This is a genomic window from Bradyrhizobium sp. (assembly GCF_016219575.1).
In the GTDB taxonomy this organism is placed as follows: Bacteria; Pseudomonadota; Alphaproteobacteria; order Rhizobiales; family Xanthobacteraceae; genus Bradyrhizobium.
Genome location: NZ_JACRMG010000024.1, coordinates 1 through 15,282, shown reverse-complemented (window position 1 = coordinate 15,282; position 15,282 = coordinate 1). Strand labels below are relative to the sequence as shown.

Genomic DNA, 15,282 nt, shown 5'->3' with positions numbered 1-15,282 from the left:
CAGAAAGATATTTCGGCGCGGTGAATCGCCTTGCCGCAATGATTAACAATTCGGCGGGCTGCGGCATTTCTCCGCAAGAAGCAAGTGCCGGGGGCAACCAAGGTTTGTTGACAGGGATCAGGGCTTTAGGGCTGTATAGCCGCGGCCCGCCGGAGGGCAAATCGGCGTGCCAAGACGCCGTAGCGTGTGGACACAAGATACGAAAAAGGCGGTCTTCCAAGAATCGCCGTCGTATCGGGGGAGGGATTTAATGCTGGACTTCGTTCAGCAGCTGGTGAGTGGCATTGCGCTCGGCTGCGTTTACGGCCTGATCGCGCTCGGTTTCGTCCTTATCTACAAGGCGACCGAGGTCGTTAACTTTGCCCAGGGCGACCTGATGATGCTGGGCGGGTTCTTCGGCTTCACCTTCATCAGCATGCTCGGCTTCAATTACTGGTTCGGCTTTGCCTGCGCGGTTGCCGCGATGGCGGTGTTCGGCATGGTGGCCGAGCGCGTGGTGGTGCGTCCGATCCTCGGCTACCCACAATTCTCCATCATCATGGTGACGATCGGGCTTGGCTTCTTCCTGCGCTCGATGGCCGGCATCATCTGGGGCACCGACGACCTCAAGATCGATACCCCGTTCAGCCAGGGCGTGCTGAAAATCGGCTCGCTGGTGCTGGCGCATGACAAACTCTCGGTCATCGCAGCTACGGTGATCCTCTGCACACTTCTATATCTCTTCTTCAATCGCACGACGCTCGGCACCGCGATGCGGGCGAGTTCGGAAAACATGCTCGCCGCCTATTACATGGGCATCCCGGTCAAGCGCGTGGTGTCCATCGTGTGGGCGATCAGCGCCGCGGTTGCCGGCACGGCCGGCGTGTTGCTGGCGCCGATCACCTTCGTCCATTCCAATGTCGGCCTCGTGCTGGGGCTGAAGGCGTTTCCGGCGGCCGTGCTCGGCGGGTTCGGGTCGATTCCCGGCGCCCTGGTCGGCGGTGTGCTGATCGGCGTGATCGAAAGCATGGCCGGCTTCTACCTGCCCCAGGGGTGGAAGGACGTCGCGCCCTATATCGTTCTGCTGGCGGTGCTGCTGCTCAAGCCCGAAGGCCTGTTCGGCCATCACGTGCGCAAGAAGGTTTGAGGAACCGCCATGCGTTTCATCTTCAAGACCGACTACGAAGACGACATCCGGCTGTTCCCGCATTCCGGCTATGTCTGGACCTACGGCACGCTGCTGGTGCTGCTCGCGATCGCGCCCTTCGTGCTCTCCAGCTACATCATGAGCCAGCTGGTGTTCGTCTGCATCTACGCCACCGTCGGCGTGGGGCTGATGATCCTCTCCGGCTTCACCGGTCAGGCCTCCCTCGGCCACGCCGCGTTCCTGGCGATCGGCGCCTACACGGCCGCCTATCTGCAGCAGTATAATGTGCCGTTCCCGGTGTATTTCCTCGCCGCCGGCCTGCTGACCGGCGTAATCGGCGCGCTGGTCGGTTTTCCGGCGCTGCGGCTGCAGGGCATCTATCTCGTCATTGCGACCATCTCCTTCGCCTTCATCGTCGAGGAAATCCTGGCGCGCTGGGAAAGCGTGACCCATGGTAACGAGGGCATGCGGGTGAAGACGCTGTCGTTGTTCGGCCTGATGATTCCGCGCGATAGTCCTTCCTTCTATTTCCTCTGCCTGGGCTTCCTGATCCTGACCATCATCGGCACGCTCAATTTGCTGCGTTCGCCGACCGGCCGCGCCTTCATCGCGATCCGCGACAGCGAGACCGCGGCGCGCAGCATGGGCGTCAATGTCGCGCTCTACAAGGTGAAGTCGTTCGCGATCTCGGCGGCGATCACCGGCTTTGCCGGTGCCCTGTTCGCGCACAAGCTCACCTTCATCTCGCCGGAAATGTTCACGCTGCTGCTCTCGATCGAGTTCATCATCGTGATCCTGATCGGCGGCACGTTCAGCCTGCACGGCGCGGTGCTGGGCGCGATCTTCCTCGTCATGATCGACCCGTTCCTGACCTATCTCAAGGACGATATGCCCGGCATCATCTCCGGCAGCGCGTCGGCGTTGGGCGCCAGCAAGGCTACCGCATCGAATATCCAGAGCAGCGTCGCAGCCTTTGCTTCGGCCAACGGCCTTAAGGGCGCGATCTACGGCTTCATCATCGTGGTGTTCGTGCTGTTCGAGCCGCTCGGGCTCTACGGCCGCTGGCTGAAGATCAAGCTCTTCTTCCAGCTGTTCCCGCTCTACAAGCGCGCCACCTTCAAGCGGCAGAAGATCTACGTGAAATCGGAGCGGAACCGATGAGCTATTTTCGGGCCGAAAACCTCTCGCTGCATTTCGGCGGCCTGAAGGCGGTCGATTCCGTCAGCTTCGCCGTCGAGAAGGGCGAGATCCTCTCCATCATCGGCCCCAACGGGGCCGGCAAGAGCTCGATCTTCAACCTGATCTCGCGCATCTATCCGCCGACCCACGGCAAGATCTTCTTCGAGGATCAGGACATCACCCACCAGCCGGCCTACGACATAGCCGGACTCGGGATTGCCCGCACCTTCCAGAACATCGAGCTGTTCGAGAATGCGACCGTGCTGTCCAACCTCCTGGTCGGCCGTCACCGTCACTCCACCACCAGCCTGTGGCAGGAGCTCTTGTTCATGCCCAGCGTGCGGGCGAGCGAGAAGTTGCATCGTCGCCGCGTCGAGCAGGTGATCGAGTTCCTCGATCTCGAGCCCTATCGGGACAAGCTGATCTCGGGCCTGCCTTACGGCGTGCGCAAGGTGATCGAGCTGGCGCGTGCGCTGTGCTCCGAGCCGAAGCTGATCCTGCTCGACGAACCGTCGTCGGGACTGAACGTGGAAGAGACCGACGACATGTCGTTCTGGATACGCGACATGAAGAGCGAGCTCGGCATCACCGTGCTGATGGTCGAGCACGACATGAGTCTGGTGAACCGCGTCTCCGACCGCGTGATCGCGCTGAACTACGGCAAGGTGCTGGCGATGGGCTCGCCTTCCGAGGTGCAGAGCCATCCCGACGTCGTTGCGGCGTATCTGGGCGCTTGATGAGGACGATGCCATGAGCGCTACCGACGTCATCCTCAAGATCAGCAACATCGAGAGCTATTACGGGCCGATCATGGCGATCCGGGGCATCAGCCTCGAAGTGCCGCGCGGCCGGATCGTCACGCTGTTGGGAGCCAACGGCGCCGGCAAGACCACGGTGCTGAAGACCATCTCCGGCATCCTCGATCCCCTGAAGGGTTCCATCGAGTTCATGGGCAAGCCGATCCAGCGCATGGAGGCCGACAAGATCGTGCGCATGGGGCTGTCGCACGTGCCGGAGGGACGCGAGGTGTTCCCGTTCCTGACGGTGCGCGAGAATCTGATGATGGGGGCCTATCCGCGCAAGGACCGCGACGGCGTCGCCCAAGACCTCAACATGGTCTACGGCTACTTCCCGCGGCTGAAGGAGCGCATCAATCAGCCGGCGGGACAGCTCTCCGGCGGCGAGCAACAGATGCTGGCGATCGGTCGCGCCCTGATGAACCGGCCGACCATGCTCCTCCTGGACGAGCCGTCGCTCGGCCTGTCGCCGATCCTGGTGAAGGAGATCTTCACCATCATCAAGCGCGTCAACGAGGAGCAGGGTACCTCCATCCTGCTGGTCGAGCAGAACGCCAAGGTGGCGCTGGAAACGGCGCATTACGGCTATGTATTGGAGATCGGCCGCGTCGTCATGAACGACACCTGCGAGCGGCTGATGAATTCGCAGGATATCCAGGAATTCTACCTTGGCGCCAAGGAAGCCGGCGCCCGGGGTGAGCGGCGCTGGAAGAAGAAGAAAACGTGGCGTTAAGAAGGACTTGGCGCTAGATTCAGCCCCGGCCCCCGCGGACAAGACCGGCTTCAGCCGGCGGACGGGGAGAGGGTTTACGAGAGGGAGGAAGCAAGCATGGCCGGAGCGGCAGTGCTGACGGTGGCCGACACGATCGCAAGGAGCTTTGTGCTTGCCGTGGAAAAGCGCGGCGACAAGCCCGCGGTCCGCGAGAAGAAGTTCGGCATCTGGCAGCCGACCAGTTGGCGGCAATGGCTGCAGATATCGAAGGACATCGCCTACGCGCTGCACGCAATCGGCTTTCGGCCGGGCGACGTGGCTTCGATTCTGGCGAACGCCGTGCCCGAATGGGTCTATGCCGACATGGGCATCCTGTGTGCCGGCGGCGTTTCTTCCGGCATCTATCCGACCGACTCCACCGCGCAGGTCGAATATCTCATCAATGACTCCCGCACCCGCGTCGTGTTCGTCGAGGACGAGGAGCAGCTCGACAAGGTCCTGACCTGCCGCTCGCGTTGTCCGACGCTGGAAAAGATCGTGATCTTCGACATGGAGGGGCTGTCCGGCTTCACCGATCCGATGGTGCTGTCGCTCGCCGAATTCATGGCGCTCGGACAGAACCACGAGCAGGGTCGTGCGGAACTGTGGGACGAGATGATCGGCAGCCGCCGCTCCGACGATCTCGCCATCCTGGTCTACACCTCGGGAACGACCGGTCCGCCCAAGGGCGCGATGCATTCCAACCGCAGCGTCACCCACCAGATGCGTCACGCCAACGACCTGTTCCCGTCGACCGACGCGGAGGAGCGGCTGGTTTTCCTGCCGCTGTGCCACGTCGCCGAGCGGGTCGGCGGCTATTACATCTCGATGGCGCTGGGCTCGGTGATGAACTTCGCCGAGAGCCCGGAAACCGTGCCGGACAACCTGCGCGAGGTGCAGCCGACCGCCTTCCTCGCGGTGCCGCGGGTGTGGGAAAAATTCTATTCCGGCATCACCATCGCGCTGAAGGACGCGACCAACTTCCAGAAGTGGATGTATTCGAAGGCGCTCGCGATCGGCAACCGCATGACCGATTGCCGGCTCGAGGGCGAGACGCCGTCGCTGGGCCTGCGCATCGCCAACCAGTTCGCCTACTGGCTGGTGTTCCGCAACATGCGCCGGATGCTCGGGCTCGATCGCTGCCGCATCGCCTTCACCGGCGCCGCGCCGATCTCGCCGGACCTGATCCGCTGGTACCTCGCGCTCGGCATCGACATGCGCGAGGTCTACGGCCAGACCGAGAACTGCGGCGTCGCCACGCTGATGCCGACCGAGCGCATCAAGCTCGGATCGGTCGGTACGTCGGTGCCATGGGGCGAGGTCAAGATCTCGCCGGAAGGCGAAATCCTGATCAAGGGCGACTTCCTGTTCATGGGCTATTTGAACCAGCCGGAGAAGACGGCCGAGACGATCGACGCCAATGGCTGGCTGCACACCGGCGACGTCGGTGCGATAGACAACGAAGGCTTCGTCAAGATCACCGACCGGATGAAGGACATCATCATCACCTCCGGCGGCAAGAACATCACGCCGTCGGAGATCGAGAACCAGCTGAAGTTCTCGCCCTACGTCTCGGACGCGGTCGTGATCGGCGACAAGCGGCCGTTTCTGACCTGCCTCGTCATGATCGACCAGGAGAACGTCGAGAAGTTCGCGCAGGACCACAATATCCCCTTCACCAACTACGCGAGTCTGTGCCGCGCCACCGAGATCCAGGATTTGATCCAGCGCGAGATCGAGGCGGTCAACGCCAACTTTGCCCGCGTCGAGACCATCAAGAAATTCTACCTGATCGAGCGCCAGCTGACGCCCGAGGACGAGGAACTGACGCCGACCATGAAGCTGAAGCGCAGCTTCGTGAACAAGCGTTACGCCGCCGAAATCGATGCCATGTATCGCGATCGGGCGGTGGCATAGGGCTTCACGCCCGAAGCAAAGAGAGGGCATGATCCCGGGAAGTGGAGACCGGTTCCCGGAACGAGATCATGCCCCACCAGGAAGTGCGGGAGCGACGAAAACGGCGGAGGATTGAAGGCCCCCATCCTTCGCTCAACACGGGCCAACAAAGAGGAGACTGCGAATGTCGAAGTCGTTCAAGGCGCTGGGCCTTGCGGTGGGTGCGCTTGCGCTGACCCAACTGCCGGCTGCAGCCCAGACCAAGATCACCAATCAAGGCATCTCGGCCGACGAGATCGTGATCGGGACGCATCAGGACCTGTCCGGTCCGATCAAGGTCTGGGGCGTGCCGGTATCCAACGGCATGAAGATGGCGGTGGAGGAGATCAACGCCAAGGGCGGCATCCATGGCCGCAAGATCAAGCTGGTGCTGGAAGACAGCGGCTACGATCCGAAGCGCGCGGTGCTCGCCTCGCAGAAGATGGTCGAGCGCGACAAGGTGTTCGCGATGGTCGGGCCGATGGGCTCGCCGACGGTGCTCGCCTCCCAGGACGTGCTGTTCGACGCCGGCGTGATGCAGCTGTTCCCGCTGACCGCGGCCGAATTCACCTTCAAGTTCGATCCCGCCAAGCCGCAGGAGCGGCTGAAGTTCAACAACCTGCTGCCCTACGTCGAGAGCACCCGCGCTGCGGTCAAATACATGGTGGAGCTGAAGGGCTTCAAGAAGCCCTGCATCATGTACCAGGACGACGAGTACGGCAAGAACGTGCTCGACGGCTTCAACCAGCAGCTTGAGGTGATGAAGATACAGCCCGCCTCGGTCACGAGCTACAAGCGTGGCGTTGCGGATTTCAGCGCGCAGATCGCCAAGATGAAGGCCGACGGCTGCGACATGGTGTTGCTCGGCACCGTGATCCGCGAGACCATCGGCGCGATGACCGAAGCCAAGAAGCTCGGCTGGGACGTCACCTTCCTCGGTGCCACCCCCACCAACGTGCTTGAAGTGCCCGCGCTCGGCAAGGAAGCGGTCGAAGGCCTTTATGCTGCCTCCGGCTTCGAAATCCCGTACCCCGACACTGCCAAGGGCAAGGTCAAGGACTGGCTCGAAAACTACAAGAAGATGTTCGGCACCGACGCCAACACCCAGGCGATCATCGGCTACAATACGGTCCAGACCTTTGCCTTCTATGTCGAAAAGGCAGGCAAGGACCTGACCGGCCAGAAGCTGATGGACTCCCTGGAGTCCGGCGCCGAGTTCCGCGACATCTTCAACTCGCCGCCGAGCAAGTTCTCCAAGACCAACCACCTCGCCAACACCATCACCCAGGTGCAGCAGATCAAGAACGGCCGCTGGGTCCTGGTGAAGGACGGCCTGATGTTCTGAGGCCGACCTCAGGTCCAACGAAAAGAGGGCTGCGCGAGACGATCGCGCAGCCCTTTTGTTTTGGTGCTGTCTCCATCTTCGTCATGCCCGGGCTTGTCCCGGGCATCCACGTCTTTCTTCGTAGGGCCTCACGTGGATGGCCGGGACGAGAGCCCGGCCATGACGACGGCTGGCGCCGTCGTCACTTCGGCCGGATCGCGTCGGCGGTGCCCTGGATGAAGGCCTGCAGCTTCGGGATGTCCTCTTCCTTCAGCTTGCCCGTGAAGTCCGGCATGCCCTGGTCGCGCATCGGTCCCTTGAACACGAAGTCCTTCAGGTTGGTGATGACGTCCTTGGAGACGTAGCCGAGGTTCCTCACGTTGCCGCCCTTGTCGACTCCAGGCACGCCGTGGCAGAGCACGCAGTTGCTGAGATAGAGCACCGTGCCTTCGCCGACATGCTTCGGGTCATAGGGCACGCCGGCCAGCAGGCCCTCGGTCTGGTATTTCACGAATGCCGGCGGCGCGGCGTTGCCGTCGATCGCGAAGGTGTAGACCGTGCCCGGGCTCTGCGTTTCGGTGGCGCGTTGCATGATGCCGTACACGCCGCCCCAGCCGACTGCGATCGAGACATATTGCTTGCCGTCGATCATGAAGGTGGAAGCCGCCGCGACGACGCCGCTGCCGACCGGCTTTTCCCAAAGCTTCTCGCCCGTCGTTGCATTATAGGCGATGAAGCGTCCGTCGGCCGAGCCCTGGAACACCAGATTGCCCGCGGTGGTGAGTGTGCCGCCGTTCCACGGCGCCACGTATTCGACGCGCCATGCTTCCTTCTGCTTGACCGGATCCCAGGCGAGCAGGCGGCCGAAAGGCTTGTTCTGCGGCGGATCCGCATCGAAATTGTAGCCGATATTCCAGCCGAGGCCGCCATGAGGCTTTCCGGGAGCGTTTTCGTTGTGCGCCCATTTCTTGTCCTCGACCACCCGCACGGGAACGTTCTGCGCCGGCAGGTAGACCAGGCCGGTCTGCGGGTTGAATGACATCGGATGCCAGTTGTGGGCGCCGTACGGCCCGGGAATCATGTCGTACGGCTTGTCGGTACGCGCATCGGCCGTCTCCATCGGCCGGCCGTTCTCGTCATAGCCGGTCGCCCAGTTCACATCGACGAAGTTTTTGGCCGAGATGAACTTGCCGTTGGTGCGGTCGATGACGAAGAAGAAGCCGTTCTTCGGCGCGTGCAGGATCACCTTGCGCGGCGCGCCGTTGATATTGATGTCGGCAAGGATCATCGGCTGGGTGGATGTGTAGTCCCAGTTGTCACCGGGGGTTTCCTGGTAATGCCAGATGTACTTGCCGGTGTCGGCGTTGAGCGCCACCAGCGAGGCCAGATAGAGATTGTCGCCGCCGGCAGGGCTGCGCGCGTTGCGGGCCCAGGGCGAGCCGTTGCCGGTGCCGACATAGACCATGTTGAGGTCGGGGTCGAAGGTGATGGTGTCCCACACCGTGCCGCCGCCGCCGTTGACCCAGTACTTGCCGGAGGGATCCCAGGTCTTGGCCGCCGCCGCCATCGAGTCATCCTCGAACGGTTTCGACGGATCGCCCGGCACGGTGAACCAGCGCCAGGCCTGGTTGCCGGTCTCGGCGTCGTAGGCGGTGATGTAGCCGCGTGCGCCATATTCGGCGCCGCCATTGCCGATGATCACCTTGCCGTTGAACACGCGCGGCGCACCGGTGATGGTGTAGGAATGCACCTGGTCGATCAGCGTGTCCTTTTCCCAGGCGACCTTGCCGGTCACCGCGTCGAGCGCGACCAGCCGGCCGTCATAGACGCCGACGAACACCTTGCCCTTCCAGAGCGCGACGCCGCGATTGACCACGTCGCAGCAGCCCTTGTAGCCCTTCTCCTTGTCGACCTTCGGATCGTAGCTCCACAGCCGTTTGCCCGAGCGCGCGTCGATGGCATGCACGACGCTCCAGGATGCCGTGACATACATGATGCCGTCGACCACCACCGGCGTCGCCTCGACGCCGCGCGAGGATTCCAGCGGATAACTCCATACCAGGCCGAGCTTGCCGACGTTGTCTGCGGTGATCTGGCTGAGCTTGGAGAAACGCGTTTCCGCATAATCGAGGCCGATTGTCGGCCAGTCGTTCGACATCGCCGTGTTGGCGCGGATCATGGCGCCATCGACGGCCGAGGTCACCGCCTTGACGTGGTCGGGCGATCCCTTGGCCGGCGTCTGCGCCGACGCCACGCCAAGCGACAACGCCATGCCCAGACCAAGGGCCAGCGCAGCGCCCGCAAGGCGCCCTGGTCGACCGGATTGTAAGGGGGTGTCGGGGATAAACAGGCAAGCGGAAGCAACACGCGGCGAACGCATCATTTCATTTCCCTCCCAGTGATCTCTAGCGGATCTGTCGAGATCGTATGCCGCGGGAAAGGACGGCGTCAATGAAACGCGCGATGCGAAACGCAAAAGAGAAAAATCGTCTCGTCATCATTTTGCAAAAACGACTGATGCGGTGGTATCCCAGACGCACTGCAACATCGGCGCGAAAGCCGATTCCGGTGGGCCCGCGCGCTACGGCCCGCGCTGCACCGTGCCGTATTCCACCGGCCGCAAGGCCTCGGTGCTGCAGCGCCAGCTGCCGTCCTTTGTTTTCTGGAACGCGAAGGACTTCTCGACGGTGACGCGGTAGCCGACCGAGATGCTTTCCCGGCCGTTGGTCGCTGCCTTCGGCTGATGCGTCTGCAAGTCCCAGCAGGTGCCGGTGCAACCGGATGCGATCGGGCTGCATACCGCAAACGGCGTCAGCACCTTCATCTCGACTGCCGCCGTCACGATCGCCTCCCGCTCGGAGGCCTCGACGTCGAGCTGGATGACGCGGCTGATGCGCAGGAAATTCTCGCAGCTGTTGGCCGAATGGACGCGGCCCACGCAGAGATCGACGGCATCCGCATCGGGCGCAGGCGAAAGCATGTCCTTGCCGAAGAACTTTCTGGGATCGCCCCTGGCGGCGGCGACCTCGGCCAGTTTCTGCTTGATGAGGTCGTTCAGGCAGGGCTCGGCGGACTCCAGCTCGTTCAGCGGCACGTTGTCCTTGTCGTCGAGTTCGCAGATGCGGTCGCGGGTGCGGGTCCATCTGGCGAATTCCGCAAGCGCGCCCTTGGCTTGATCTTCCTTCAGCTTCGCGATCAGGGCGACGACCCGGGTGGTGAGATCCTTGTCGGCGATCGCGAGCTCTGGATCGGCGCAGATCACGAGACTCGCGGTGGTGTTGGCCGCCAGGCAGTCGAAATTCTCGTCGGCCAGGATCGCGATCCGCTCCTGCGTTGCCTTGGTCAGGCAGGCCTTGATGGAGGCAAAGCTCCCAGGCTGTACCGGCTGGAGGCCGAAAAGGCCGCAGCTTGAATCGCGCGCTCTGATCCACTCCACGTTCTCGGCAACCGCTGCGCGGCGATCCAGAATGCGGCTCAGCCGGGCCTCCACCGCGCTGCTGAGCTTCGGCGCCAGCGCGTTGAGATCGGGATCGCCGCAGAACAACTGCTCCGCCGTCTCCCTCAACTCGGCACATTTGTTCTTGCCGAACAGCGGCAGCATCTCGGCCATCGGCCGCTTTGCATCGGGCGGCGCGCCTTGCGCAAGGGCCGGCATGGTCCAGCCGAACTGGAGCGCGAGGATAGCTGCCGCAATCCGCATTTCAATTCCTGCCCGGGCGAGCCAACGCAAATTTCCGCCCGCACCCGATGTACGGCCGGCGGCAGAATGGAATCGGATAGGGAAACTTTGTCAATCCATCGCCGCTGCGGCAATTTTGGCCGCAGCGGGAGCGGGCAGGGTAGCAGGCTCAGCAACCGGCGCTGCGATGCCGGACAGCAGCGGGGCCGGCACGTATCGCCGGATGCCGTCGCGATCCATCACGAAAGCCGGCCGGTAATTCCTGAGGTCGGCGTCCTCGATCATCGCCATGCGGCGGTTGTCGAGCGTCAGCCAGCGGCCGTCCAGCCGCGCGGCGGCCACGGCATGATCCTCGCCGCGGAGGGCGTCGCGCACGATCAGGATGCGCAGATCGTCGGCCGCGACGCCGGCAAGGCGAAGGGCGGCGAATTTTGCGATCGCATAGTCCTCGCAATCGCCCGCGCCGCGAATGAAGCTGGCAAGGGGAGAGGCCCACACGTCGGCCTCGCCATACTGCGCCTCGTCGCTCACGGCGCGGATGGCAAGGTTGATGGCGCGATTGATCTCGCCGAGTTTCGCGCGACCCTCGCGCTGCCGCGCGGCGTCGACGATGGCGAGCAGCCGCAGCGCGGCCGGCGAGATGCAGCCATCGCGGTCGCCGTCGCACAGCGCAAGCTGCACCATGTCGTCGTCGAGGCGGCGCTGCAGGCCAAGCCATTTGTCGTGCAGGTTGCCCGCGGCAAGCACGGTGGCGGAGAGGCCGAACGGCTCAGCCGGTTTCGCGGGCAGGTCGGGCGTGGCGGCAGCCGGCGTCTCGGCCCGCAGGCCCGACACCGATCCGAACCAGGCCAGGCCGCATGCAAGCACGATCGCGCGCCATGCGCGCGATTGACCGAAAAACCCCATCTGACGCCCCATGTCCGGGCATCGGCGGGCTGCTTAGCCTTCGCGCGTGACCGGATCGTTTGACGGGACGAGGATCGGGGAGGGAGCTTTGGATTGGCTTAAGGGGGGCGAATTGGCGCCGGAAACCGCAAAACAGGCTGAAACGAGCCTCAGCGAATTGCCGAAGATTTTATCGATCCGGACGCCCGCCCTTGGGCCCCTAGGGGCCGGCTATCGTTGATTCGGGGTTAACAGGCCTGGTTCACTGACGGATGCGTGATTTGTTAGCTAAATCACAGTTCTAGCCTCGCGGTCCGTGCAATATCGGGGCGTAGAAATACGGGACGGGTCGATCAAAGTAAAAATTCAACGCGATATACTTTGAATACGTTCGATCCGTTCAGATTCGGTTCAGCTGGACGGGGATAAGCTTATGATTTGGGATCTCATTACTGCAAGTTTCGCAAAATCCTCAAGTAGAATGGGTTCGTCTTCCGCTTTGCCTAATCGAACAGCACAAGCAATGGATGGTTTCGCCTAGCACCTGCCAATGATATGCAAGACTATGTTGCTGAATAATTTCTGAATATTAACCCTTTTCCGGTGGCCGCTTGAATTTCGTTTCAAAATTCGATGGCAGCCTGCCTTTCACGGGAACTCACCCGAAGGCGCAGACGCATGTCGAGACGGTGCAGACCAAGGCGCCGTCGGATGCGATCGTCGTCAAGGACGCCAATCTCCTCTTCAACGGCGACTTCAGGCGGGCCGGCACCGACCTCGTCATCTCCAAGGATGATCACGAGTTGGTGTTGTCGGACTATTTCAAGGGCGACAAGCGCGCGCCGATTGCCTCGCCCGACGGCGCCTGGCTCAGCGGCAAGATCGTCGACGCGCTGACCGGCCATGTCCAGGTGGCGCAGGCCGACGGCAGCGCCAGCGCCGCCAAGATCATCGGCCATGTCACCAAGCTGAGCGGCAACGCGACCGTGGTCCGCAACGGCGTGTCGATCATCCTGAACAACGGCGACAACGTCTATCAGGGCGACGTGGTTCAATCCGGATCCAACTCGACCGTAGGCATCACCTTCATCGACGGCTCGGTGTTCGGTCTCGCATCCAATGCGAAGATGGTGCTGAACGAGATGGTCTACGACCCCAACGGGTCGAGCAATTCCTCGTTGCTCAGCCTCGTGCAGGGCACCATTTCCTTCGTTGCCGGCGCGACCGCCAAGCACGGCGACATGAAGGTCGACACCCCCGTCGCCACCATGGGCATCCGTGGCACCGCCGTGCTGGTGGAAATCGATTTCGTGGTGACTGTGCCGGGCAGCGCTCCGCCCGCGCGCTTCCAGGTGCTGGTCGAGCCGGACGGCACCAGCGGCTCCATTTTGCTGCTCGACCGGGTGACGCTGGCGCCGCTGGCGACCGTCAACCAGCCCGGCACGGTGACGACCGTCAGCGGCCAGGGCACGGTTTCTTTCCTCGCCTCCGCGCAATTGTCGCCGGAATTGATGAAGCTGATCTCGGAGGTCTTCTCCCTGAGATTCACCGACTCCAGTCCGAAGTCGAATACGCATTTCACGGACTCGGTGGTTCCGGAAATCACGTTCCCGGTGAAGTTCGCCGGGGGCGAGACCGGCACGGCCACGCTTCGCATTGTCACGGTCCAGGAAGGATCGACCGGACCGAGCGGCACTCCGCCGGCCACCAAGGACCACATTCCCGGTTCGCCCGGCATCGTGACCTTCAACAAGGAACTCGCCGAACGCACGGCTCTCACCGGCAGTTCGCTCGTCGATACCACGTCGGGCGGGGTCAGCTATTCCGATCCAAACCTCGGCGACGTGCCCACCGTCAGCACCACGTTCCTGGGCTTCGGCTACAAGAACGCCACGGGCCAGGATGTCAAAGACACGCTGACGGCGACGCAGCTCAGCGCGATTGCTGCGGTCTCGGTGCCGCTGGTCGTGGTGCAGGACGCCAACGGCAAGAACAACGGTACTGCGACCTGGACCTACAACGTCGAGGACCACTCACTCGATTTCCTGGCCGCAGGCGAGATGCTGACGCTGACCTACGTGGCGCGCGTCGACAATAATTTCGCGCAGAACAACGAAATCAGCTTTGCGTCGTTCACGATCACGATCACCGGCACCAACGACGTGCCGACGATCGTCGTGAACCTGACGACGGCGTCGGACGGAGTGGTCGAGGACGCCGCCTTGAAAACCTTCCCGGATTTGCGGAAGGCGCCGGCGCGGGCGTCGCCAACATCGGAACGTTTGCGCTCAATGCGGTCGGCGAAGTTCCGGCGGATGCCGACACCAAGGGCTCGGTGGGCTGGACCTTCACGCTCAACAACAACAGCACCGTCCTGCAGTCGCTGGCGGTAGGCCAGACCATCACGCAGGTCTACACGGTCACGATTATCGACAACAACGGCGCGGCGGTCACCCAGGACGTGACGGTCACGATTGCCGGCACCAACGACGATCCGGTGATCATCAGCAGTGCTGGGGATGCTTCAGGCGCGGTGACGGAGGATACGAACCCCACCACGTTGACCACGGGCGGCACGCTTTCGATCCGCGATCTCGACCTGATCGACACCCATGGGGCGACGGCCGTCTTCCTGACCTCGTCCTCGAACGCGCATCTGCCGGGCTTCAGCGAAGGCACTACCAATATCGGCAGCTTCGCGATCGACCCGTCGGTGACGGAGAGCAACGGCGATACCGACAATACGGCGACGCTGGGCTGGACCTTCACGTTGGCTGATGACGACCCGATGCTGCAATCGCTCGCGGCGGGGCAGATCATCACCCAGGTCTATCGGGTCACGTTCACCGACAACAACGGGGCGACGGTCACCCAGGACGTGACCGTCACGATCACCGGCTCCAACGATTCGCCAAACCATGCGCCGACGATCATCGGGGAATTGACGACGGCTACCGGCGCGGTGACCGAGGACGCGGCGACGCCGACCTTGTCGACGGGCGGTATAATCACGTTCAGGGATGTCGACCTGATCGACACCCACACCGCGGGCTTCGTGCTGAAGTCGACCGATGCCACCGCCGACCTGCCGGGCTTTGCCGAGGACAATTCGGCGCTTGCGGACAATATCGGCACGTTTGCGCTGACACCGGCGACGGTGGTCGGCGGGACCGTGGTGGAGTTCGCCGACACCAATAACACCGCGACCGTGGGCTGGACCTTCACGCTCAACAACAACAGTTCCGTGCTGCAGTCGCTGGCCGCGGGGCAGACCATCACGCAGGTCTACACGGTCACGATCACCGACAATAACCTCCTGCCGGTCACCCAGGACGTGACGGTGACGATCACCGGCACCAACGATGCGCCGGAGATCGTCGGGGCGTTGACGACGGACAGCGGCGAGGTGACCGAGGATGCGGCGACGCCGACCCTGACGACCGGCGGCACGATCACCTTCCAGGACGTCGACCTGATCGACACCCATACCGCGGGCTTCGTGCTGAAGTCGACCGATGCCAGCGCCGACCTGCCGGGCTTTGCCGAGGGCATTTCGGCGCTTGCGGACAATATCGGCACGTTTGCGATCGACCTGTCGGTAACCGA

At 62.9% G+C, this 15,282-nt stretch carries 11 protein-coding genes; 8 read left to right on the top strand and 3 right to left on the bottom strand.

Features of this window, described 5'->3' with window-relative positions; genetic code table 11:
- Positions 1–250: 250 nt before the first annotated feature.
- From HZB49_RS20040 to HZB49_RS20015, 6 genes are all read left to right on the top strand, one after another.
- Positions 251–1,126 (top strand): branched-chain amino acid ABC transporter permease, encoded by an 876-nt coding sequence (locus HZB49_RS20040; protein WP_291614540.1) that lies wholly within the window; start codon positions 251–253, stop codon positions 1,124–1,126.
- A 9-nt stretch (positions 1,127–1,135) separates the two neighbouring features.
- Positions 1,136–2,287: a branched-chain amino acid ABC transporter permease gene (locus HZB49_RS20035; protein WP_291614538.1), complete on the top strand. Its 1,152-nt coding sequence runs from the start codon at positions 1,136–1,138 to the stop codon at positions 2,285–2,287.
- Complete coding sequence (locus tag HZB49_RS20030) at positions 2,284–3,042, top strand: ABC transporter ATP-binding protein (RefSeq protein WP_365858588.1); 759 nt, start codon at positions 2,284–2,286, stop codon at positions 3,040–3,042. The genes HZB49_RS20035 and HZB49_RS20030 overlap by 4 nt, the downstream gene beginning before the upstream one ends.
- A 13-nt stretch (positions 3,043–3,055) precedes the next feature.
- Positions 3,056–3,835 (top strand): ABC transporter ATP-binding protein, encoded by a 780-nt coding sequence (locus tag HZB49_RS20025; RefSeq protein ID WP_291614536.1) that lies wholly within the window; start codon positions 3,056–3,058, stop codon positions 3,833–3,835.
- Positions 3,836–3,931: 96 nt separating this feature from the next.
- Positions 3,932–5,770, top strand: coding sequence for an AMP-dependent synthetase/ligase (locus HZB49_RS20020; RefSeq protein WP_291614534.1), 1,839 nt, complete (start codon positions 3,932–3,934; stop codon positions 5,768–5,770).
- 163 nt (positions 5,771–5,933) lie between these two features.
- Entirely contained in the window at positions 5,934–7,133 is a 1,200-nt protein-coding gene (locus HZB49_RS20015) for an ABC transporter substrate-binding protein (RefSeq protein WP_291614532.1), read from the top strand.
- Positions 7,134–7,314: 181 nt separating this feature from the next.
- Here HZB49_RS20015 and HZB49_RS20010 read toward each other — a convergent pair whose 3' ends face one another.
- The 3 genes from HZB49_RS20010 to HZB49_RS20000 all read right to left on the bottom strand — a co-directional run bounded on the left by HZB49_RS20010 (position 7,315) and on the right by HZB49_RS20000 (position 11,697).
- Positions 7,315–9,384: a PQQ-dependent dehydrogenase, methanol/ethanol family gene (locus HZB49_RS20010; protein ID WP_291614530.1), complete on the bottom strand. Its 2,070-nt coding sequence runs from the start codon at positions 9,382–9,384 to the stop codon at positions 7,315–7,317.
- Between the two features lie 309 nt (positions 9,385–9,693).
- Positions 9,694–10,812: a lysozyme inhibitor LprI family protein gene (locus HZB49_RS20005; RefSeq protein WP_291614528.1), complete on the bottom strand. Its 1,119-nt coding sequence runs from the start codon at positions 10,810–10,812 to the stop codon at positions 9,694–9,696.
- A 90-nt stretch (positions 10,813–10,902) separates the two neighbouring features.
- On the bottom strand, positions 10,903–11,697 hold the full coding sequence (locus HZB49_RS20000; protein WP_291614527.1) for a transglutaminase-like cysteine peptidase: 795 nt from the start codon (positions 11,695–11,697) through the stop codon (positions 10,903–10,905).
- A gap of 590 nt (positions 11,698–12,287) precedes the next feature.
- On the opposite strand from HZB49_RS20000, the gene HZB49_RS19995 reads away from it, so the two are divergent.
- Both HZB49_RS19995 and HZB49_RS19990 read left to right on the top strand, forming a co-directional pair.
- Positions 12,288–14,069, top strand: a complete 1,782-nt coding sequence (locus tag HZB49_RS19995) for a FecR domain-containing protein (RefSeq protein ID WP_291614525.1) — start codon at positions 12,288–12,290, stop codon at positions 14,067–14,069.
- The coding region (locus HZB49_RS19990) for a VCBS domain-containing protein (protein WP_291614523.1) at positions 14,012–15,282 on the top strand (1,271 nt) is incomplete at its 3' end. The genes HZB49_RS19995 and HZB49_RS19990, both read left to right, overlap by 58 nt.